The organism is Bradyrhizobium sp. HKCCYLS3077, assembly GCF_051167555.1.
In the GTDB taxonomy this organism is placed as follows: domain Bacteria; phylum Pseudomonadota; class Alphaproteobacteria; order Rhizobiales; family Xanthobacteraceae; genus Bradyrhizobium.
In genome coordinates this window covers 225953-248697 of record NZ_JBNPTH010000006.1, presented here as the reverse complement: position 1 = coordinate 248697, position 22745 = coordinate 225953, and the positions used below count along the sequence as shown (strand labels likewise).

Here is a 22745-nt window from a genome sequence, read left to right as displayed (position 1 = left end):
ATGCCGCGCCTGATCGTCCCCGCATTGCTGGTGGCGCTCGCCGCCGGGGTGATCCTGGTCGCGCCGCTGCTGCTCGACACCTACCTCGTGAACATCCTGGTGCGCGCCTGCTTCGTCGCGATCGCGGCGATCACCGTCGACATCATGTGGGGTTATTGCGGCACGCTGACCTTCGGCCAGTCCGCCTTCTTCGGCATCGGCGCCTATGCGCTCGCGATCATGTTCACCGAATATGGCTTCGGCACGTGGCAGATCTTCGCGGCGATCGGCGCCGCGGTCGCCGTTGCGGCCGCGGTCGCCGCCTTCACCGGCTGGCTGTCGTTCTATCCCGGCTCGACACCGCTCTACGCCTCGGTGATCTCGCTGGTCGTGCCGATCGTGCTGGTGCAGATCCTCTACTCCGGCGGCACGTTCACGGGCTCGTCGAGCGGCCTCGTCGGCTTCGAGAGTTTCGACCTGGAGATCGAGACCTGGCTGCGCCTCGCGGGCCTCGGACTGCTCGCAACCGCTGTGCTCGCGCTGGTGGTGATGCGCAGCGACACCGGCCGGCTGCTGTCGGCGCTGCGCGACAATGACTCGCGCTGCACCTATCTCGGGATCGATACATCGCGGCTGCGCATCGTCGTGCTGGTGCTGTCGGCGATGGTCTCTGCGCTCGCCGGTTTCTTCTATGCCGGCTTCGGCGCGGTCGCCGCGCCGGAGAACGCCAGCTTCACCTTCGGCACCAACTTGGTGATCATGGTCGCGCTCGGCGGCCGCGGCACCGTGATCGGCCCTGTGATCGGCGCCCTCTGCATCGAGGTCGCCAGCGCCTATCTCGCCAACAGCCTGCCTTACGTCTGGGAGTTGATCGTTGGCCTCGCGCTGATCGTGGTGATCCTCGTCTTCCCTGATGGTCTGCTCGGCGCTGTCATGCGCCTCATCAACCGCGGACGTTCGGCAGGTGCCACGACGCTTCTGCAGCCCGCTGCGGCCGCCACCGCCGTCAGCAATCCTGATGCCGTCGCCATCGAAGTGCGCGCGCTCGGCAAGCACTACGGCAGTCTTGCCGTGCTGGACGGCGTGCAGTTCACGGCCTACCGCGGCGAGTTGCTGAGCCTGGTCGGTCCCAACGGCGCCGGAAAGACCACCTTGATCCGCTGCCTCTCCGATGGCCGCGAGCGCTCGACCGGCGACGTCGCGATCGCCGGCCACGACATCGCGCGGCTGCCGCCGGATCGCGTCGTACGTTTCGGCCTGGGCCGCAAGTTCCAGACGGCGTCGGTGTTCGAGACCTTGACCGTCGCCGAATGCCTGCGCGTGGCGCGGACGCATGCCGATCCGCCTGCTCTCACGTCGCGCTCGGCTACCCTGGCGCTGCCGCCCGCGGCGATGTCGGTGGTCGAACGCTCCGGGCTCGCTGAACGGCTCGACGAAGAGGCCCGCAATCTCAGCCACGGGCTGAAGCAGGCGCTCGAGCTCGCGATGGTGCTGTCGCTCGAGCCCGACGTGCTGCTGCTCGACGAACCCACTGCCGGCCTCACCCGCGCCGAGCGCCAGGGGTTCGCCGATATCCTCACCTCCCTTGCCCGCCGCGACCGGCTCTGCATTCTCCTCGTCGAGCACGATCTCGATTTCGTCCGCGAGATCTCCTCGCGCATCATCGTCCTGCACCAGGGCCGCCTCGCGCTCGACGGCTCGGTCGACGAGGTGGTCAACAGCGAGCTGGTTCGCGAGATCTACACCGGTCAGCACGTGGCGCATGCGGAGGTGCCGGCGTGAGCACGACGCTCGAAGTCAAAGAACTCGCAAGCGGCTATGGCTCCTCGGAGGTGATCAGCAATGTCGGCTTTGCGCTGGCGAAGGCCGAGACGCTCGCGATCGTCGGCAAGAACGGCATGGGCAAGACCTCGCTGCTCAAGGCCATTCTCGGCTTCCTGCCGGCGTGGCGCGGCAGCGTGAGGCTCGCGGGCAAGGACGTGACGCGGGTGGCGCCGCATCTCAAGCGCAAGATGGGGCTGGTCTATGTCCCGCAGGAGCATGCGCTGTTCCAGGACCTCTCGGTGCGCGACAATCTCCGGCTCGGCCTGCTGTCGGACAAGGACATCGACGCGCTGTTCGAGCAGGTCGGCGGCTGGTTTCCGGTGCTGACCAGACGGCTCGGCCAGCGCGCCGGAACATTGTCGGGCGGCGAGCAGAAGATGCTGATCGTGGCCCGCGCGCTGATGGCCAGGCCCGACGTGCTGCTGCTCGACGAGGTCACGGAAGGCCTGCAGCCCTCCGTCGTCGATCGCCTCTCGGAGGTGCTGGTGCGCGTCCGTCGCGAGATCGGCACCTCCATGATCGTGGTCGAGCAGCATCTGCCTTTTGCCCTGTCGATCAGCGACCGCTACCTCGTCTTCAAGCGCGGCGAGATCGTCGATGCCGCCACTGTTGATGCCCATGCCGCCGCGCGGATCGACGAGCACATGCGGATCTAGCGGGCCCTCCGGCGGGAGAACAGCGAGATCAGCACCGGCAATGTGATCAGGATGACGGCAGGCGCCAGCATCATGCCGGTCACCACCACGATCGCGAGCGGCTTCTGCACCTGGGAGCCGATGCCGGTCGAGACCGCGGCCGGCATCAGGCCGATGCCGGCGACGACGCAGGTCATCAGCACCGGCCGCAGCTGCAATTCGCCGGTGCGGATGACCGCCTCGATGCGCTCGACGCCCTCATCGATCAGCTGGTTGAACTGCGACAGGATGATGATGCCGTCCATCACGGCGATGCCGAACAGCGCGATGAAGCCGATCGCCGCGGACACGCTGAACGGAATTCCGGTCAGCACCAGGCCCACGACGCCGCCGAAGATCGCCATCGGGATCACGCTCATGGCGAGCAGAGTGTCGGCCATCGAGCCGAAATTGAACCACAGGAGAACACCGATCAGCGCCAGGCTGATCGGCACCACGATCGACAGCCGCTTGATGGCGTCCTGCAGATTGCCGAACTCGCCGACCCACTCCACGCGCGAGCCGGCCGGCAGCTGCACCTGCTCGGCCACCTTCTGCTGCGCCTCCTGGATGGCGCTGCCGAGGTCGCGCTCGCGCACAGAGAACTTGATCGGGAGATAGCGCTCCTGCTGCTCGCGATAGATATAGGCCGCGCCCGACACCAGCTTGATGGTCGCGACCTCGCTCAGCGGAATCTGCGTGATGCCGTTAGGCCCCTGCGCGCCGATCCGCAAATTCTCGATAGCCTCCGCGCTCTTGCGATATTCCGGCGCGAGGCGGACGATGATCGGGAAATGCCGGTCGGAGCCCGGCTCGTAGAGATCGCCCGCGGTATCGCCGCCGATCGCGACCTTGATGGTGGCGTTGATGTCGCCGGGCGCAAGACCGTAGCGCGCGGCCTTGGCGCGGTCGATGTCGATCTGCACCGTCGGCTGGCCGAGCGAGGTGAACACCGCAAGATCGGTGACGCCCTGCACCGTCGACAGCACCTGCTTGATCTTGTTGGCGGTGTCGGTCAGCGCCTGCAGATCGTTGCCGTACAGCTTGATCGAGTTCTCGCCCTTCACGCCGGACACGGCCTCTGAGACGTTGTCCTGCAGATATTGCGAGAAGTTGAACTCGACGCCGGGAAAGCGGTCGTCGAGCTGCTTCAAGAGCTCGGCCGTGAGCTGGTCCTTGTCCTTGGTGCCGGGCCAGTCCTTCACCGGCTTCAGCGGGGCGAAGAACTCAGCGTTGAAGAATCCGGCGGCATCGGTGCCGTCGTCGGGGCGGCCGTGCTGCGAGACCACCGCCTCGACCTCTGGCCGCGCGCGGATCATCTTGCGCATCTCGTTGACGTACGCGTTGCCTTCCTGCAGCGAGATCGTCGGCGGCAGGGTGGCGCGGATCCAGAGGTTACCCTCTTCCAGCTTGGGCAGGAATTCCAGGCCGAGCAGCCGTCCGACCACCACCGTCAGCAGCACGAGGCCGATCGCGCCGGTCATCACCAGATTGCGGTTGCCCACCGCCCAGCGTAGCACCGGCGCATAGATCGCGTGCAGCATCCGCATCAGCCGCGTCTCGGTCTCCTCGACATGCGCCGGCAGGATGATGGCGCTCAGCGCCGGGGTCACCGTGAACGTGGCGAGCAGACCGCCGGCGAGCGCATAAGCATAGGTGCGCGCCATCGGCCCGAAGATGTTGCCCTCGACTCCGCTCAAGGTGAACAGCGGCAGGAAGGCGGCGATGATGATCGCCGCGGCAAAGAAGATCGAGCGCGACACGTCGGCGGCCGCCGACAGGATCGCGTGGCTCTTCATGCCCATCATCGTCTCGGGCGAGATGTGGCTCGACTCCGCTTCCGACAAGGGCGTGGTCTGCGTGAGGCGCCGGAAGATCGCCTCGACCATGATCACGGTGGCGTCGACGATCAGGCCGAAATCGATCGCGCCGACCGACAGCAGGTTGGCGGACTCGCCGCGCAGCACCAGGATGATGACGGCGAAGAACAGCGCGAACGGAATCGTGGCGCCGACGATCAGCGCGCTTCTGAGATTGCCGAGGAATACCCATTGCAGCAGCACGATGAGGCCGATGCCGACCACCATGTTATGCAGCACGGTGTGGGTCGTGGTGTCGATCAGGTCCTTGCGGTCATAGATGCGCTCGATCCGCACGCCCGGCGGCAGGATGGTCGAATTGTTGATCTGGTCGACCAATTGCTCGACGCGCGCGATGGTCGGCGAGCTCTGCTCGCCGCGCCGCATCAGCACGATGCCCTGGACGATGTCGTCATTGTTATTGAGGCCGGCAATTCCGAGTCGCGGCTTCTCCGCCACGGTGACGTTGGCGACGTCCTTCACCAGCACCGGATTGCCGCCGCTCTGCGACACCATCGTGTTGGCGAGGTCGTCCATCGAGCGGATCAGGCCGACGCCACGCACCACCGCCGACTGCGTGCCGATCTCGACCGTGTTGCCGCCGACATTGATGTTGGAGTTGCCAACCGCCTGCAGCAGCTGCGGCAGGGTCAGGCCGTTGGCGACCAGCTTGTTGAAGTCGACCTGGATCTCATAGGTCTTGGTCTTGCCGCCCCAGCCGGTGACATCGATCACGCCGGGCACGGCGCGGAAGCGCCGCTGCAGCACCCAGTCCTGCAGGGTCTTGAGGTCGAGCACGCTGTAGCCGGGCGGACCGCGCAGCCGGTAGCGATAGATCTCGCCGACCGCGCTGAGCGGCGAGATCTGCGGGGTGACGTTGCCGGGCAAGGGCGACAACTGCGACAGCCGGTTCAGCACCTGCTGCAGCGCCTCGTCATAGGTGTAGTCGAACGAGAACTGCAGCTTGACGTCGGACAGGCCGTACAGCGAGATCGTTCGGATCGTCCGCAGGTTCTTGATGCCGGCGACCTGGGTTTCGATCGGAATCGTGATGTAGCGCTCGATCTCCTCGGCCGAGAGCCCGGGGCTCTGGGTCACGATGTCGACCATCGGCGGGGTGGGATCGGGATAGGCCTCGATATTCAACTGCCGGAAGGCGATCAGGCCACCGATCAGGATGGCGACGAACATTCCGACCATCAGGAAGCGCCGCTGGACGGCGATGGAAACGAGGCGGTCCATTCAGGTCGGAGCTTTCAGCACGGCAGGCAAGAGAACCACGTCAGCTGCCGGAGGCGGCGCGATCGATGAACAGGCTGCCCTTGGTTACGATCTGCTCGCCGGGGCTCAGATTGCTTTCGACCGCGACCTGATCGCCATTGATCAGGCCGGTCTTGATCTTGCGCAGCTCGATCGACTTGTCGGGGCGGGCGACCCAGACGCGCACCTGGTTGCCTTCGTAGATCAAGGCCTGCCGCGGCACCGCGACGGCGGGCTGCTCGCCAGGTGAATAAATCGTGACATTGGCGAACATCTCAGGCTTGAGCAGGCCGTCCTTGTTGTCGATGGTGGCCCGCACCAAGAGCCGGCGCGTAGCCGGGTCGATCGAGGCTGCCACGTAGTTGATGCTGGCCTTGAGCGGACGGCCGGGCAAGGCCAGCACGTGGACGAGAATCTCCTCGCCGATGTTCACGAGCGCGGCATCGCTCTCGCGCACGAAGGCGGTGAGCCAGACGGTCGAGAGATCGCCGATCACGAACACGGGATCGCTCGCGCCGGCATTGACGTACTGTCCCGGTCCGACCTTGCGCTGGACGACCGTGCCGCCGATCGGCGCGTAGATCGTGATCTCGCGGTCGATCACGCCCTTGCTCTGGAAGTTGCTGATCGCGGCATCGGTGAAGCCGAGGATCCGCAGCTTGTTGCGGGCGGCCTCGAGCGCGGTCTGCGACGACCGCATGTCGTTCTGCGCCTGGACGGAGGTCGCCTCCGCCTGCTGGAAATCCTTCAGCGGGATCGCCCGGCCCTCGAACAGGTCCTTGGCGCGCTTGTACTGGATGTCGGCGAGGTCGAGCGTCGACTTGGCCTTGTTCATCGAGGTGATGGCGGTGATGAAATCGTTCTGGGCCTGGACGGTATCTGCGGCCTCGATCACGAACAGCGGCTGGCCCTGGCGCACGGTCTCGCCGGGACGAGCGAGCAGCTTGGTCACGCGGCCGGCATAGGGGGAGAACACCGGCGTCGAGCGATCCTCATCGACAGCCACCTTGCCCTCGGTGATGTGCTCGGCGCGGAATATCTTTTCGCAAACCGGCTCGATCGTCAGCGTCGCCCATTCCGCCGCCGACGGAGTAAAGGTCGTGCCGTTGCGCTTGGACTGACTGGAGAGTTCGATGTTGTCCTTGGGGGCCGGCGCAGACCCCAACCGGGTATAGCCATAAGCGCCTGCTCCGGCGACCGCCAGCACGGCCAGACCCATCACCAGTCGCTTGGTGCTCATCAGCTGCGGATATGCGTTCGGTTCAGACGCCATGGCTCGTTGTATCCGTCGACGATTCCGGCATTGGCGGGCTCATCGTTGCCGCTAATAGTGCGGAACTGGAGCTTTAAACAACCTAAAAATCGCCAAACTCGCCGTTGTTTTGCTTTAAAAATTTGAAAGTTCAACGACAGCCGTTCAGCTTGTATTCAGCTCGTTTTGGGCAATCGCGATTTCCTTCGCGACGCACCATAATGTCATCCTGCCGTAATAAATCGCGAGGACGGTGTCGCGGCCGCCGAAGCCAACCTCCACGGGTACGCACCTACTCCATTTTCGAACTGCCGTTCGGCGCACAATCCGCGAATCGGACCGATCGCTTCGCGGCATCGGACCGCAGCCTCGCGGCGCGGATGCGCCCGAGTTGTGCTGATCGCTTCACCCTCTCGTGAGGAGGGCGCAGGGAAGGCCAGGCGCCGACTGACGCCTGCGGCCCGCCTGCTAACAAGAATGCAGGCGGCAGGTACCACAGGTGCAGCCGAAATCGTCCGGCCTTCCCTGCGCGACGGTCTTCACGCTTATACGCAGTCTGCCTGGTGCGCCGGCTTGTTGGCCACCATTCGCGACAATGCTTACGCACTGCGCGGGACACCAGCTTCGGGGTGCCAGCACGCTGCGACTTCACGTCCGCGCGCTGCCGTTCGTCCACGTGCAAGCACGCTGCGGCAACACCACGGCCATCGCTCCCCGCCCCGCGTGTCGTGACGATCGCGCGCTACGCCCCTTCTCGTTGGGACGGGATGCGCGAGAATAGAACACGAATTCTGAAAATTGTAAAGCGCTTTTTTCGTTGCAGGCCGACCGGCGTCGCCGTCCCTGGTTGATCTACTTCACCTTGGCCAGCGACCTCACCGCGAGTTCGCTGCGCGCCGACGGCTCGTTGACATAGCGCGCGATGGCCTGCGAGAGCAGCGTGGCGTCCATCAAATATTGCTGGGTTGGAATGGCGATGTGAGCGCCCATCAGGGCTTCGGATCGGCCGATCCGCTTGAGCGCATCGAGATGCCTTGCGGGCGGCGTCACCGCGATGGCATCAGGCTGATGCAGCCGGATGAGCAGGAAGGGATTGCGGTTCATCTCGGCGACTGCCAGATCCGCGATGTTGTCGAACGCGACAACGTAGGAAAAGCCGCGATAGCCGAAGGTGATCCCCGTCTCGTCGAACTGGATCGAGGTGCTCGGCAGCCAGCCGATCAGGACGGCGGCCAGCAGATAGCAGCCGAACATCAGCGAGGCGATCGACAGGCAACGAAACACGATCCCGTAGGACCAGCCGAACACGGTCAGGATCACGCCGAGAACTGCAAGCCAGGCGCCGAGGCCTCCGATCAGCACGCGCGAGGGGCGAATGGGGACACCGCCGGCGAGCATGACCCGCTCGGCCTTCGGCACCGAGCGCCGCTTGCGGATGATGATGCTGGCGGCGAGGACGGCGCCCGATCCGAAGAAGGCGATGGTGACGATGCCGACGTCGGGATTGGAGCGCAGCACGAGCACGCCGATGACGACGAACACCATGTTCAGGATGAAGAGAGAGCGGTCGGAGAGCTGCATGAGGAGAGGCTTCGTGGCGTGTTGGACGACAAGAATTGATATCGTGGCGATGAAGGCCACAAGATGGCCCGTCTGCCGACTTCGGGCGGAGCAGCGGTAGGCAGGGCAATCGCATGTGGCGATCGCCGTTTTGTGCTCGTCTCTCTCCACGTCGTCATGGCCGGGCTTGTCCCGGCCATCCACGTCCGCCGGCATGCTGAGAACGACGTAGATGCCCGGGCCTTCGCCGCGCCGAAGCTGCTTCGGCCGCGCAGGGGGGACAAGCCCGGGCATGACGGAGTAAATAACCTGCAGGATCGTTCGTCGCGACAGCCTGGAATGTCCACATGCGATTGCCCTGCCCTACAAGGCGAGGTTCGATCCTACAAACTAACAAGCAAGAATGTAGGCATTGTACTTATCTCGTCACGTTGAAGGGATCGTGCAGCAGCACGCGCGATGTCGGCTGGGCGGTCCTCGCATGCAGGTTGTCGAGCCTCAATCGTCGAGCACTTCAAACACTTCAGCTCGTCTCGATGGATCCTTGGCTTGCATCGAAGGTTGCTCCAGGGCGCGCTTGACCGCGAACAGCCGCAGGCGTCAGGCCACTCGTCGACCGCAACGGGGCGCGACGCGCTGGGCGGCGCGCGCACTCCGGGCAAACCAGTCACGAAATTGCGCATATCGCGCAAATCATGTTTGCATTATGCGCATTTCGAGCTTATTTGACCCGGGAGCGCATCTTTCGTCCCAGAAAAATGCGCAAAATGCCTAGAATTTGACGTTATCAGGGAAGGACGCGGGACATGCAGGTGCCCATCAAGCAGACGATCGAGAAGGTGCCGGGCGGGATGATGGTCGTGCCGCTGCTGGTGGGCGCGCTGATCGCCACGTTCTTCCCCGAGACGCCGAAGTTCTTCGGTTCCTTCACCGGCGCGCTGTTCTCGGGCTCGCTGACCATTCTCGCCGTGTTCTACGTCTGCATGGGCGCCAGCATCGACTTCCGCGCCACGCCCTACATCGTCAAGAAGGGCGGCACCTTGCTCGTCGTGAAGGTCGGCGTCGCCGTGATCCTCGGCGTGATCTTCGGCCGCATTCTCGGCGAGACGCCGGTGACCTCCGGCATGTTCGCAGGCATCTCGACGCTCGCGATCGTGGCGGCGATGAACGACACCAATGGCGGGCTCTACATGGCGTTGATGGGCCAGTATGGCCGGCCGCGCGACGTCGGCGCCTATACGATCATGACCCTGGAGAGCGGCCCGTTCCTGACCATGCTGACGCTCGGCGTCGCCGGCCTGTCGGCGTTTCCGTGGCAGGCGCTGGTCGGCGCCATCCTGCCGCTGGTCGTCGGCATGATCATCGGCAATCTCGACCGCGAGATGCGCGCCTTTCTGAGCCGCGCGATCCCGGTGATGATCCCGTTCTTCGCCTTCGCGCTCGGCGCCGGGCTCGACCTGTCGAAGGTCTGGCAGGCCGGCCTGCTCGGCCTCGGCATGGGCGTCGCGGTGGTGATCGTGACCGGCATTCCGCTGTTCCTTGCTGACCGGATCACCGGCGGCACGGGTGTCGCCGGCGTCGCTGCGGCCTCCACCGCAGGCAATGCCGCGGCCGTTCCGGCCATCGTGGCCGCCGCCAATCCGGCCTATGCCCCGGCGGCCGGCCCTGCCACCATCCTGATCGCGGCCTGCGTCGTCGTCACCGCCATCCTGACGCCGCTGCTGACCGCCTGGGTCAGCCGAAAGGTCGGCCCTGGCGTGGACACGGAAAGCGAGGACGAGGTGGCGACCACGGCTGCACTGACACCCACGCCACGTCCGGCAGGTCACTGATCCCATGGCAGGCTGGCTGATCGTCGCGGACGACCTCACCGGGGCAGCGGACTGCGCGATCGCCTTCGGGCGGCGCGGACGCGCCGCCGCGGTGACCTGGGGAGAGGACGCGTCCGATCACCGGCTGCCGGTGCTCGCCTATGACGCGGCGAGCCGCGGCCTTGCGGCCGAGGATGCCGCCCGCCGGCATGCCCAGGTGCAGGCAAGGCTCGGCGGTCCGGGACGGCGGCTGTTCAAGAAGATCGACTCGACGCTGCGCGGACAGCCGGCGGCGGAGACGGCGGCGACGCTTGCGCATCTCGCGCAAGCGGGGCCGGCCTTCGGCGTGTTCGCGCCGGCGTTCCCGGCGACCGGCCGCACCACTGTGGACGGACGCATCCTGGTGCAGGGACGGCCGCTCGAACAGGCCGAGGTCTGGCAGCGCGACCACAGCTATCCGACCGCCGATCTGGCCGAGGTGCTCGCCACGGCCGGCGTGAGATCCGAGAAGGTGGCGCTCGCCGCGGTGCGCGGCCCCGACTTGAAGGGCACGCTGGCCCGGCTCGCGGCCGCGGGAAACATCGTCGCGATCTGCGACGCAGAGACCGAGCACGATCTGCACCTGATCGCCAAGGCGAGCGGTGACGTCTCGCCGGCGCCGTTCTTCATCGGCAGCGCCGGGCTCGCGCATGCGCTGGCCGGTCTCGAGGCCGCAGAGACCGGCGAAACCTTGCGGATCCCCGCCAACGCCTGCGGGACCCTGATCGTGGTCGGCTCGCTCGCGGGAGCCTCGCGCAGTGCGGCGCGCGCGCTGCAGGCGAGCGGCACGGCGAGGCATTTTCCGGTCGCGCCGGAGATGCTGCTCGGTCAGGATGAGGACGCCCGCGCAGCGCTTGCGGTCGGCGTCGCGGCACAGCTCGCGCAAGGCGGCGATGCGCTCGTCGAGATCACGATGAACGATCACCCGGACATGCGGCTCGGCGCACAGCTTGCAAACAGTCTTGCCGACGCGCTGCAGACGGTCGCGCCCGCCATCGGCGCCTTCGCGGCGACCGGCGGCGAGACCGCGGCCGCCCTGCTCGCGCGCTTCGGCGTCAACGGCATCCGTCTCGCCGACGAGATCGAGCCGGGCGTATCGCTCGGCCTCACGCTCGGCCGGATCGCCGTCCCGATTGCCACCAAGGCCGGCGCGTTCGGCGACGCGCACAGCCTGATCCGCATCAGCGAGCGCCTGCGCGCGATCCGAACCAGAGGAAGCTTCTCATGACCCGTCCGACCATCGCAATCACCATGGGAGATCCGGCCGGCATCGGGCCCGAGGTGATCATGAAGGCGTTGAACCATCCGGAGACGCGGTCGATCTGCAACCCGCTGGTGATCGGCGACGCAACGCGGCTGCGCAAGGCCGGCCGGATCGTCGGTACGGCCCGCGACGTCGACGCACTCGGCGCGGCCAGCGAGGCCGATTTCGCCTCGGGCGCCGTGCAATGCGTCGACCTGAAGATCGTGCCGGACGACCTGCCGTTCGGCCAGGTCTCGCCGGTGGCCGGCGAAGCCGCCTATCGCTACATCGCGAAGGCCGTCGAGATCGTGCAGGCGGGGACCGCGCAGGCGATCTGCACCGCTCCGCTCTCCAAGGAGGCGCTGCATGCGGCCGGGCACAAATTCCCGGGGCATACCGAACTGCTGGCGCATCTCACCGGGACGCCGGAGGTCTCGATGATGCTGGTGTCGCCGAAGCTGCGCGTCATCCACGTCACCACGCATATCGGCCTCTTGGACGCGATCGAGAAGATCGAGCCCGGGCTCGTCGAACGCGTGATCACGCGCGGGCATGACGTGCTGGTGCGCGCCGGAATCAAGACTCCCAAGATCGGCGTCTGCGCGATCAATCCGCATGCCGGCGAGAACGGCTTGTTCGGCCGCGGCGAGGAGGCCGCCAAGATCACGCCGGCGGTCGAAGCCTGCCAGCGCAAGGGCTGGGACGTGCGCGGCCCCCTGCCCGCCGACACGCTGTTCTTCCTCGCCGGCCGCGGCGACTACGACATGGTGGTGGCGATGTATCACGATCAGGGCCACGGCCCGATCAAGGTGCTGGGGCTGGAGGCCGGCGTGAACATCACGGTCGGCCTGCCGGTGATCCGCACCTCGGTCGACCACGGCACGGCGTTCGACATCGCCGGCAAGGGCATCGCCGACGAGCGCAGCCTGATCGAGGCGCTGCGCCAGGCGGCGGATCTCGCGCCGAAGCAAGCCGCCTGACGGATTGCGCAGCCGCGCCGGCATGCTATGGCGTCCGCTCATCAACCGGCGCCAATGAGCATGGCGCGGCACTGAGGGTGAGAGGCCGATGTCGATGCGCAGCAAGGAGCGGCATGCCCGCCTCCTCGAAGCCCTGAACGCCGGCGAGATCGATGTCGACGATCTCGCGCGGCGCTTCGACGTCTCCGCCTCGACCGTGCGCCGCGACCTGCAGCATCTGTCGAAGAGCAACGCCGTGCGCCGCACCTATGGCGGCGCCATTCTCACCGGCCACGTCGCCGAGGCCACGCTGGAGCAGCGGCTGGCGGTGCAGGGCCGCGAGAAACAGGCGATCGCGCGCGCGGCGGCCGAGCTGATCGAGGACGGCGACACCCTGATCCTCGACGCCGGCTCGACGGTGGCCGCGTTCGGCCGGCTGCTGCTGCAACGGCGGCTGCGCATCATCACCAACAATCTCGCGCTGCTGCCCTTTCTCGCCAAGGAGCCGGCGATCGAGATCGTGGTGCTGGGCGGCGCGCTGCGCACCACCAGCATGAGCACGATGGGGCCGCTGGCGAGCGACGCGTTGCGGCGGATCACGGCCGACCGCGCGATCATGAGCGCCGACGGCGTGGTGACGGACCGCGGCCTGTGCGAGGCCGATCTCGACCAGGTGGCGCTGAAATCGCTGATGATGCAGCAGGCCCGCGAGTTGATCGTGCTCGCCGACGCCGGCAAGCTCGGCCGCGCCGAACAGGACGCCTGGGCCCCGCTGCCGCCGCGCTGGACCCTGGTGACGGACGACGGCGCGTCGGAGGCACAACGCGCGGCGTTTGCGGAAGCAGGTGCGCGGGTCGTGGTGGGCCGCGCGAGTTGAGACGGCGTCTTGCGCGCCTGCCTCAATGAAAATCCCGCGACCGCGGCAATATCCGAACATTGCGGGGGTGGCTGACGCGCTGGGAGGGATTTTCGGGGTGGTCGCGGCGGTCGTCGTTGAGCGGCTCGGCGGGCATCTGCCCTTGCGGGATGGCGCCGAGGCGGTCGTCTGACAGCAGCGCGAGATCGGCGGTGCGGTCGACCAGGCGCTCGGCGACGAGATGCACGACCTTTTCGGGGCTGCTCTGGATGCGGCCTTCGACCAGCACCAGGCGCGCGCCCATCACCTCCTTGCGGAAGGTCTCCATCACCTTCGGCCACACCACGATGTTGGCGATGCCGGTCTCGTCTTCCAGGGTCATGAACACGACGCCCTTGGCGCTGCCCGGCCGCTGCCGCACCAGCACCACGCCGGCGCAGCGGATGCGGCGGCGATCGTTGGCGTCGTTGACATCGCGGCAGGCCAGCACGCCTTCGGCGGCGAAGCGCCGGCGCAGGAACTCCATCGGGTGGCCCTTCAGCGACAGGCGGATGGTCTGATAGTCGGCGACGACATGCTCCGGCAGCGGCATCTCGGGCAGCGGCTGTGCGCCCTCGTCCGGCTGCTCACGGGCGATTGCCGCCTCGAACAGCGGCAGCGGCACATCGTCGGGCAGCCGGCGTACGGCCCAGAGTGCCGCGCGACGGTCGAGCCCGAGCGAGCGGAACGCGTCGGCATCGGCCAGCAGCAGCAGCGCGCGCTTGGGCAACGCGGTGTCGCGGGCGAAGTCCTCGAGCGAGGTGAACGGGCGGCGCTGGCGCGCGCGGATGATGCGGTCGGCCCAGTCGTCCTCGCGGTCGGCATTCGAGAGCAACATGTGGGTTTGTTGTTCGTTGTCATTCCGGGGCGATGCGACAGCGTCGCGCAATCCATCAATGAATTGTGAGTTGGACAACACTCTCTCCCCGCTGTCATTCCGGGGCGCCCGGAGGGCGAGCCCGGAATCCATACTCCCGATCGTGGTTATGGATTCCGGGCTCGCGCTGCGCGCGCCCCGGAATGACAGCGAGGGGATGGCTGGCAAGGAATGTGTGGAAACAGCCCTCGCCTCCCTTCGCACCGCTTCCGACAACTTCCTGATCCGCTCCTCGTCGCGGTCGATCCAGCGGAAGCCGTCGATCTGGCGGAAGCCGAGGCGGACGGCGCAGTATTTCCCGTCGGTTTTTTCCAGCGTGTTGTCGGCGAAGCTGTGGGAGACATCGATGTCGCGGATCTCGACGCCGTTCTTGTAGGCGTCGCCGACGATCTGGGCCGGCGCGTAGAAGCCCATCGGCTGCGAGTTCAACAGCGCGCAGCAGAACGCGTCGGGATGGAAGCGCTTCAGCCAGGACGAGACATAGACCAGCTGCGCGAAGCTCGCGGCATGGCTTTCCGGGAAGCCGTAGGAGCCAAAACCCTTGATCTGGTCGAAGCAGCTCTTGGCGAAGGCCGGATCATAGCCGCGCGCGATCATGTTCGAGACCATCTTCTCCTCGTAGGAGCCGATGGTGCCGACGTTGCGGAACGTCGCCATCGCGCGGCGCAGGCCGTTGGCCTCTTCGGGCGAGAACTTTGCGGCCTCGATCGCGATCCGCATCGCCTGCTCCTGGAACAGGGGCACGCCGAGCGTCTTGTGCAGGACCTTGTAGAGCTCGTCTTTCGGACCATTCGCAGGCGCCGGATAGCTGACCTTCTCGAGACCGTTGCGACGGCGCAAGTATGGATGCACCATGTCGCCCTGGATCGGGCCGGGCCTGACGATCGCGACCTCGATGACGAGATCGTAGAAGGTGCGCGGCTTCAGCCGCGGCAGCATGTTCATCTGCGCCCGGCTCTCGACCTGGAACACGCCGAGCGACTCGCCCTTGCACAGCATGTCGTAGACCTTCGGGTCCTCGCGCGGCACCGACGCCAGATCGTAATGAATATCCTTGTGCTGCTCGATCAGCGCAAAACTCTTGCGGATGCAGGTCAGCATGCCCAGCGCGAGCACGTCGACCTTCATCATGCTGAGCGCGTCGACATCGTCCTTGTCCCATTCGATGAAGGTGCGGTCGTCCATCGCGGCGTTGCCGATCGGCACGTAGCTGTCGAGCCGGTCCTGCGTCAGCACGTAGCCGCCGACATGCTGCGAGAGATGGCGCGGAAAGGTGATCAGCTCCGAGGCGAGCTCCACCGCGCGGCGGATCATCGGATTTTTCGGATCGAGCCCAGCCTGGCGCACCTGCATGTCCGACAGGCCGTCGCCCCAGCTGCCCCATACGGTGTCGGCGAGCACGGACGTGACGTCCTCGGTCAGGCCGAGCGCCTTGCCGACGTCGCGGATGGCGCTGCGCGGGCGATAATGGATGACGGTGGCGATGATCGCGGCGCGGTGCCGGCCGTAGCGGCGATAGACATATTGCATCACCTCCTCGCGCCGCGAATGCTCGAAATCGACGTCGATATCAGGCGGCTCCAGCCGCTCCTTGGAGATGAAGCGCTCGAACAACAGGTCGATCTTGGTCGGATCGACCGAGGTGATGCCGAGCACGTAGCAGACAGCCGAGTTCGCCGCGGAGCCGCGGCCCTGGCACAGGATGCCCTCGCTGCGGGCGTAGCGCACGATGTCGTGGACGGTCAGGAAATAGTGCGCGTAGTTGAGCTCGGCGATCAGCGCCAGTTCCTTGTTGAGGACTGCGCGTAGCTTGGTATCGAGCTTGTCGCCGAAATAGCTCTTGGCGCCGGCCCAGGTCAGGTCCTCCAGATGGCCCTGCGCGGTCTTGCCGGGCGGTACCGGCTCGTCGGGATATTGGTATTTGAGCTGATCGAGCGAGAAGCTGATGCGGTCGGCGAAACGGAGAGTTTCGGTGATGGCGTCGGGATGATCGCGGAACAGCCGCGCCATCTCATGTCCCGGCTTGAGATGGCGCTCGGCATTGGCCTGCAGACGGCGGCCGATGCTCTCGATCGAGGCCTTCTCGCGGATGCAGGTCAGCACGTCCTGCAGCATGCGCTGGCTAGGGTGATGATAGAGCACGTCATTGGTGGCGATCAGCGGCACCTTGGCGGACGCGGCGAGACGCGCCAGCCGCGCCAGCCGGCGGCGGTCGTCGCCGCGATACTGCAGGCTGCCGGCGAGCCAAACGCCTTCGGCGGGGCTGTCTTTCAGACGAGCAAGGATGTTGCCGAGGGCGTCCTCGTCGAAGCGATGCGGCGGCATCAGCACCACGAGCTGGCCGTCGATGAAGTCGAACAGATCCTCGAACGTCAGGCGACAATCACCCTTGGCGACCTTGTCGAGGTCGCTGCCGCGCTTGCCGCGGGTGAGCAGCTGGCACAGCCGGCCATAGGCGGCGCGATCGCGCGGATAGACCAGGATGTCCGGCGTGCCGCAGGTGAACACCAGCCGCGTGCCGTAGAGCAGTTTTGGCTTGTAGCTCAGCCGGTCGTTGTTCAGCTCGCTATAGGCGCGGACGATGCCGGCCAGCGTGTTGTGGTCGGCGATGCCGATGGCGGCGAGGCCGTCATCGGCGGCCTGGTGCACATAGGCCTGGGGATGCGAGCCGCCGTGCAGGAAGGAGAAATTGGTGGTGACGCCGATCTCGGCGTAGGCGACGGGAGTCATGGCGCGGCCGCAGCGAATGCTGGGTCGGCGACAATGTGATCCATAAATACAGGTGATTTGTCCTGCCGCAGCGGCTTGCACAAGCGCCGTCGTTCCGGGGCGCGCGGAGCTTGAGGCCGACGCATGTCGGCCTCAAGTCGGAGCGCGAGCCCGGAACCCATACCCACAGGGTGCCGTTTGAGGCACGCTGGTGGTGGGCATCTCCACTCACGACATCGGCCTGTGGTTATGGATTCCGGGCTCATTCGCGCTGCTTCAAAATGGCTTCGCCATTTTGCGCGCGAATGCCCCGGAATGACGGAGTCATTAACACCGAGTTCGTGGCGCGCATCTGGAAGGACTACCCCTCTGCCATTGCTCGCTGCGATCGCCCTGCCCCTCATGCGAACAGGCCGTGCATGTACCAGAGGGGCTGCACCGGCGGGCCGTTCTCCGGCTGCTCGAATTCACGATCATACAGGCCGTCGCGATACAGCCAGAAGCGCAGGCCGTGCTCGTCTTCGACGCGGAAATAGTCGCGGGTCAGGCCCTGGCCGTCGGGGCGCCACCATTCCATCGCGATGCGTTCCGGGCCTTCGGCGCGGACCACCGCATGCGCGGCGCGGCGCCAGACGAAGCGGGCGGGCGGGCCGTCGGGGACGCCGGCGATCACTTGAATGGCCTCGGGGCGCGCGAACAGCCTCAAAGGACGCAGCGGCGGCTCGCCGTCGGTACGTTCGGGCCAGGCGGCGGTGCTGGTGGCCGCGAGATTGTGCTGGGCCGGCAGCGGCAGCGCCGCGCGCTCGGGGACATGGGTGTCGACCGGCAGATGCACGACGACGCGTTTTCCGCCGATGCGCGCGGCGATGCGGTCGATCAGCGCCGACAGTTCGTCATTGTCGTGGACATGGGCGTCGAGATCGCGCTGCTGCTGCACCACGATCTCGCTGCGGCCGGCGGCGAGCCGGATCATGTCGAAGCCGAAGCCGGGATCGAGCGGATCGCTCAAGGCCTCCAGCCGCTCGCGGAACAGCCGGTCTATCACGGCGGCGTCCGTCACCGGCTGGCCGGTATCGACCGCGATGACACGCACCAAGCCGTCGGTGCGGAAGAAGCAGGCCTCCAGCCGCCGCGCGCCCTTGCCCTGCTGCGCCATCGCCGCCACCAGCATCGCCGCAAGGCTGGAGAGGCTCGCCGCGATCACGGTGTCGGTCGCGACCGGCTCGGCAAAGCGCTTGTCGACGATGTAGTCCGGCGGGACCTTGCGCGGGCTGATCGGCGCGTCGGCCTCGCCCAGCGCCTGCGCCAGCACACGGGTGAAGGCGGCGCCGAAGCGCGCGGTGATCTCGTTGCGGCCGCGCGATGCGACGTCACCGATGGTCTTGAGGCCGGCGCGGCGCAGGCCGAGCGTGATCGCGTCGCTGCCGCCGAGCGCGGCCACCGGCAGGGCCGAGACCGCCGCCGCCTCCTCGCCATCCGGCACGATACGGCCATGGACCTGCCGGTTCAGCGTCCGCGCGCACACCGCGTTGGAGGCGATCGCCGCCGACACGGTGAGGCCATGCGCCGTCAGCGCATCGCACACCGACTGCATCAGCTTGGCCTCGCCGCCGAACAGATGCACGCAGCCGGTGATGTCGAGCGACAGCCCGTGCGGCGGATCGAGCGCCACCAAGGGCGTGAAGCGGTCGCACCAGTCGGCGATGCTCTCCAGCAGCCTGGCGTCGGCCGCGAGATCGGCCTCGTGCGCGACGAGATCGGGACAGACGGCACGGGCATTCGCCAGCGGCTGGCCGAGCGACACGCCGTGGCGTGCCGCGGCTTCATCCAGCGAATGGATCAGCAGCGCGTTGGCGTCCTTGATGACGACGACCTGCGGCTTCGCCTCAGGCGGAGCGCCGGTCGAAGCCTGCTGACGCTTGATACGCTCGATGGGCAGGCGCGGCAGCCACAGGCTGAGGATCCGCCGCCGGTTCGCTGAAACGGCACGCATCGGGCATCCACTCCATGATCCATCGTCCGGTCTGGCCGTGACGGTTACGAATGAGCTCGGCATCGAGACGTGGCGCGCCCCACGCCATCCAAGGCGCCACCACCGGCGATGGCGCGGTGCGCACCATCCAGCGCGTCTCCGCGGTCGACGGCTCCGGCGTCGCGGCGACGCGTAGCAGCAGCGCGGTCACGCCGGACTCCTGCGCCGCCAAGGTCAGCTTGCGGCTGGCGACGAGATCGAGCTTTTGCGTCTCGCCCCACACCTCCAGCATCACGCCGCCCAGTGCATCGCAGGCGAGCGCATCGGCGGCGGTGCGCAAAGCGTGATCGAGATCGGGCGCGCGCACGACCACGAGACGGCGCGGATCGAGGCCGAGCTCGGCGAGCCCGCTCATCGACAGCGCGCCGGCCTCGCGCTCGGCAAAGTCCTGCCGGATCCAGATCAGCGGCTTCCGCGCGGCGACGCGCGCGGCGAGGCCGCACACGAAGCCGGTCGCGGCCGCGGCCTGGCGGCCGGCCTCGGCGAATACCTCGTGCAGCGCGCCGGTGGCGAGCCCGCCCTGCAGCACCGCGTCGGCCTCGTCATGGCCGAGCGCGACCCGGCGCAGATCATGCGCGCCATCGGCCGCTTCGAGACGGGCAATGCGGCCGCGCAGACGCGCGAGCGTATCCATGCGTGCGCCGGTCATCCGTCGCCGCTCCTTTCAATCCATCGTCCGGGTGCTGCCGTTCTCTTTGTGAACGCAGGCAATGAACCCGCGACGATCCTCTTTGTTCATGATACGTTCTAATATAAAGCTAACGCGTCCGAGAGAGTCAATCGGGATTGACCCGGTGCGGATTCAACGAGTGGAATCAAAGGGATTCAAAAGCATGGAGCTGCTGCGCAAACTCGAGATCCTGGCCGATGCCGCCAAGTACGACGCGTCCTGCGCCTCCAGCGGTACGGAGATGCGGGATTCCCGTGACGGCAAAGGGCTCGGCTCGACCGCGCCGGGCATGGGCATCTGCCACTCCTATGCGCCGGACGGACGCTGCATCTCGCTGCTCAAGATTTTGCTGACCAACGCCTGCAACTTCGACTGCCTGTATTGCGTCAACCGCGCCTCCTCCAATGTGCCGCGCGCGCGCTTCACGGTCGACGAGGTGGTGAAGCTGACGATCGACTTCTATCGCCGCAACTACATCGAGGGGCTGTTCTTGTCGTCGGGCATCATCCGCAGTCCGGACTACACGATGGAGCAGGTCGTCAGCGTCGCGCGCAAATTGCGCGAGGAGCATCGCTTCCGCGGCTACATTCATCTTAAGACGATTCCGGAAGCCGACGAGGCGCTGATCGCGGAGGCCGGCAGATATGCCGACCGGCTCAGCATCAACATCGAGACGCCGCTCGAGGACAGCCTCACAAAGCTGGCGCCGGAGAAGGACCAGCGCGCGATCCGCCGCACCATGGGCCGCCTCCGCCTCAAGCTCGACGAGACGGCGGAAGCCAAGAAGACGGTGCGCCGCGCTAGGCCGCCGCGCTTTGCGCCGGCCGGCCAGAGCACGCAGATGATCGTCGGCGCCGATGCCGCCAACGACCGGACCATTCTGTCGACCTCCGCCAATCTCTACGGCGCCTACAAGCTCAAGCGGGTGTATTACTCCGCCTTCAGCCCGATCCCCGATGCCAGCCGCGCGCTGCCGCTGCAGGCCCCGCCGCTCGTGCGCGAGCACCGGCTGTACCAGGCCGACTGGCTGATGCGGTTCTACGGCTTCGACGCGGAGGAGATCGTCGAGGAGAACGAAGGCATGCTGCCGCTCGACATCGACCCCAAGCTCGCCTGGGCGCTGCGCCACCGCGACCGCTTCCCGCTCGACATCAACACCGCCAGCCGCGAGGAGCTGCTGCGTGTGCCCGGCTTTGGCACCCGCACCGTGCAGCGCATCCTCGCCACCCGACGCACGACGACGATCCGCTTTGCGGATCTGGCCCAGCTCAACGTGATCCGGAACAAGGCGCTGCCGTTCATCGTTCTCTCGGACCACCGGCCGTCGCCGTCTCTGCTCGACGGCGCCAGCCTCAGGGCCCGGCTGCGGCCCAAACCGCAGCAGCTGGGATTTGGATTTTAGCCAAGTCGTCATTGCGAGGGGCGAAGCCCCGAAGCAATCCAGGGGCGACACGACGACTCTGGATTGCTTCGTCGCTCCGCTCCTCGCAATGACGTGAGGAGACAAATGCACGTCGTAACCCTCGACAGCGACACTGATTTCGACGGTTGGCGCAAGGCGGCGCGGGCGCTGGCGATGAACGACGTCAGGGCGGCCGATGTGAGCTGGCGGGTCAAGGGCGCGGCGGCGGATCTGTTCGACGATCAGTCGGAGACACGGCTCCCCGATGTCCCGAAGGGCGCGTTCTCGGTCCCCGCGAGCTTCATGGAGCTCGCCGAGAGCGCGATCCTGCACAGCGATCCCAACCGCTTCGCCCTGCTCTACCGGCTGCTGTGGCGTCTGCGCGCCAACCACGATCTGATGGACATCGCGACCGATCCCGATGTCGCCCAGGCCAATGCGCTGGCGCGCGCGGTGCGCCGCGACGTCCACAAGATGCACGCCTTCGTCCGCTTCCGCGAGGTCGGCCGCGAGCGCGAGGCGCGCTACGTCGCCTGGTTCGAGCCGGAGCACCACATCGTCGAGCGCGCAGCGCCGTTCTTCGCCCGCCGCTTCGCCGACATGCCCTGGTCGATCCTGACGCCCGAACTCTGCGCGCATTGGGACGGCAGCCGCGTCTCCTTCACACCGGGTGTGAGCAAGGCTGAAGCGCCGACTGAAGACCGGCTCGAAGAGGTGTGGCTTCGCTATTACGCCAGCATTTTCAATCCGGCACGGCTGAAAGTGAAGGCGATGGAAAAGGAGATGCCGAAGAAATATTGGCAGAATCTGCCTGAGGCCAAGCTGATCCAGCCGCTGATCGCCGAAGCCAGCCGGCGCACCTCCGTGATGATCGCAGAGCCCGGCACCGACCCCCACAAGCCGCAGAAACGCGTCGAGGAGACCGCGATGACCCGCAAGCCGAAAGCGCACGCGCCTGCTGCTGTTGAGACCTCACGTGATGTCGCGCCGGCCGATCTTCAGACCTTGCGTGAAGAGGCTGCCGCCTGCCGCGCCTGCCCGTTGTGGAAGGATGCGACGCAGACCGTGTTCGGCGAAGGCCCTGAACATGCGCCCTTGATGCTCGTCGGCGAACAGCCCGGCGACAAGGAGGACCTCGCCGGCCATCCCTTCGTCGGCCCGGCCGGCCAGATGCTCGACCGCGCCCTGGAAGAGGCCGGCATCGACCGCTCCAAGGTTTACGTCACCAATGCCGTCAAGCACTTCAAGTTCGTGCCGCGCGGCAAGATCCGGCTGCACCAGAAGCCGGCCACGCCGGAGATCAAGGCCTGCCGTCCCTGGTACGAGCGCGAGCTCGCCGCCGTCCGCCCGGCCCTGGTGGTCGCGATGGGCGCGACCGCCGCGCAGGCGGTGTTCGGCAAGATCACCCAGGTCACCAAGAACCGGGGCCATATCGTCGACCTGGCTGAGGGCCCCCAGGCGATGATCACGGTGCATCCGTCCTATTTGCTCCGGCTGCCCGATGCGGACGCCAAGGCGCGGGAGTACGAGCTGTTCGTCAAGGATTTGAAGATCGCCGCGGCTGCGCTCAAGCGCGCGCAGGCGGCGTAACGGCGGCCCCAGCCTCCCCCTGCCCGCCGTTCGGTCCATTTTCCTCCATCGTCTCGCCTCGACAATGCAACCATGGGCTGATCGAGATCGCCGCGCGCCCGGGCGACATT

Annotated in this window: 14 protein-coding genes; 8 read left to right on the top strand and 6 right to left on the bottom strand. The window is 66.7% G+C overall.

Going from position 1 to position 22745, the window contains the following annotated elements:
* Both ACQR0Z_RS24510 and ACQR0Z_RS24505 read left to right on the top strand, forming a co-directional pair.
* Complete coding sequence (locus ACQR0Z_RS24510; protein WP_434920343.1) at window positions 1-1761, top strand: branched-chain amino acid ABC transporter ATP-binding protein/permease; 1761 nt, start codon at window positions 1-3, stop codon at window positions 1759-1761.
* Window positions 1758-2459, top strand: a complete 702-nt coding sequence (locus ACQR0Z_RS24505; protein ID WP_434920342.1) for a branched-chain amino acid ABC transporter ATP-binding protein — start codon at window positions 1758-1760, stop codon at window positions 2457-2459. Before ACQR0Z_RS24510 ends, ACQR0Z_RS24505 begins: the two co-directional genes overlap by 4 nt.
* Here ACQR0Z_RS24505 and ACQR0Z_RS24500 read toward each other — a convergent pair.
* The 3 genes from ACQR0Z_RS24500 to ACQR0Z_RS24490 all read right to left on the bottom strand — a co-directional run bounded on the left by ACQR0Z_RS24500 (window position 2456) and on the right by ACQR0Z_RS24490 (window position 8429).
* Window positions 2456-5578 carry an efflux RND transporter permease subunit gene (locus ACQR0Z_RS24500; RefSeq protein ID WP_434920341.1) on the bottom strand — a complete coding sequence of 1041 codons (3123 nt, stop codon included), beginning with the start codon at window positions 5576-5578 and terminating at the stop codon, window positions 2456-2458. The two genes, ACQR0Z_RS24505 and ACQR0Z_RS24500, sit on opposite strands and share 4 nt — an antisense overlap.
* A gap of 40 nt (window positions 5579-5618) precedes the next feature.
* Complete coding sequence (locus tag ACQR0Z_RS24495; RefSeq protein ID WP_434875610.1) at window positions 5619-6836, bottom strand: efflux RND transporter periplasmic adaptor subunit; 1218 nt, start codon at window positions 6834-6836, stop codon at window positions 5619-5621.
* 864 nt (window positions 6837-7700) lie between these two features.
* A complete protein-coding gene (locus ACQR0Z_RS24490) occupies window positions 7701-8429 on the bottom strand; it encodes a hypothetical protein (RefSeq protein WP_434875382.1) in 729 nt (242 codons plus the stop codon).
* A 785-nt stretch (window positions 8430-9214) separates the two neighbouring features.
* On the opposite strand from ACQR0Z_RS24490, the gene ACQR0Z_RS24485 reads away from it, so the two are divergent.
* The 4 genes from ACQR0Z_RS24485 (at window position 9215) to ACQR0Z_RS24470 (ending at window position 13337) form a co-directional block, all read left to right on the top strand.
* Window positions 9215-10240 (top strand): 2-keto-3-deoxygluconate permease, encoded by a 1026-nt coding sequence (locus ACQR0Z_RS24485; RefSeq protein ID WP_434920340.1) that lies wholly within the window; start codon window positions 9215-9217, stop codon window positions 10238-10240.
* 4 nt (window positions 10241-10244) lie between these two features.
* Window positions 10245-11486 carry a four-carbon acid sugar kinase family protein gene (locus tag ACQR0Z_RS24480; protein WP_434920339.1) on the top strand — a complete coding sequence of 414 codons (1242 nt, stop codon included), beginning with the start codon at window positions 10245-10247 and terminating at the stop codon, window positions 11484-11486.
* Window positions 11483-12481 carry a 4-hydroxythreonine-4-phosphate dehydrogenase PdxA gene (gene pdxA, locus ACQR0Z_RS24475; RefSeq protein WP_434920338.1) on the top strand — a complete coding sequence of 333 codons (999 nt, stop codon included), beginning with the start codon at window positions 11483-11485 and terminating at the stop codon, window positions 12479-12481. Before ACQR0Z_RS24480 ends, pdxA begins: the two co-directional genes overlap by 4 nt.
* An 88-nt stretch (window positions 12482-12569) precedes the next feature.
* A complete protein-coding gene (locus ACQR0Z_RS24470; protein WP_434920337.1) occupies window positions 12570-13337 on the top strand; it encodes a DeoR/GlpR family DNA-binding transcription regulator in 768 nt (255 codons plus the stop codon).
* A gap of 22 nt (window positions 13338-13359) precedes the next feature.
* On the opposite strand, the gene ACQR0Z_RS24465 is transcribed toward ACQR0Z_RS24470, so the two are convergent.
* The 3 genes from ACQR0Z_RS24465 to ACQR0Z_RS24455 form a co-directional block, all read right to left on the bottom strand.
* Entirely contained in the window at window positions 13360-16962 is a 3603-nt protein-coding gene (locus ACQR0Z_RS24465) for an error-prone DNA polymerase (protein ID WP_434920336.1), read from the bottom strand.
* A gap of 379 nt (window positions 16963-17341) precedes the next feature.
* Window positions 17342-18934, bottom strand: coding sequence for a Y-family DNA polymerase (locus ACQR0Z_RS24460; RefSeq protein WP_434920335.1), 1593 nt, complete (start codon window positions 18932-18934; stop codon window positions 17342-17344).
* Window positions 18828-19622: an ImuA family protein gene (locus ACQR0Z_RS24455; RefSeq protein WP_434920334.1), complete on the bottom strand. Its 795-nt coding sequence runs from the start codon at window positions 19620-19622 to the stop codon at window positions 18828-18830. The genes ACQR0Z_RS24460 and ACQR0Z_RS24455 overlap by 107 nt, the downstream gene beginning before the upstream one ends.
* A 184-nt stretch (window positions 19623-19806) precedes the next feature.
* Here ACQR0Z_RS24455 and ACQR0Z_RS24450 point away from each other — a divergent pair, with 184 nt between their 5' ends.
* Together ACQR0Z_RS24450 and ACQR0Z_RS24445 are read left to right on the top strand one after the other, a co-directional pair.
* A complete protein-coding gene (locus tag ACQR0Z_RS24450; protein WP_172131082.1) occupies window positions 19807-21045 on the top strand; it encodes a putative DNA modification/repair radical SAM protein in 1239 nt (412 codons plus the stop codon).
* Between the two features lie 105 nt (window positions 21046-21150).
* Window positions 21151-22635 carry a UdgX family uracil-DNA binding protein gene (locus tag ACQR0Z_RS24445; RefSeq protein ID WP_434920333.1) on the top strand — a complete coding sequence of 495 codons (1485 nt, stop codon included), beginning with the start codon at window positions 21151-21153 and terminating at the stop codon, window positions 22633-22635.
* Window positions 22636-22745: the final 110 nt, after the last annotated feature.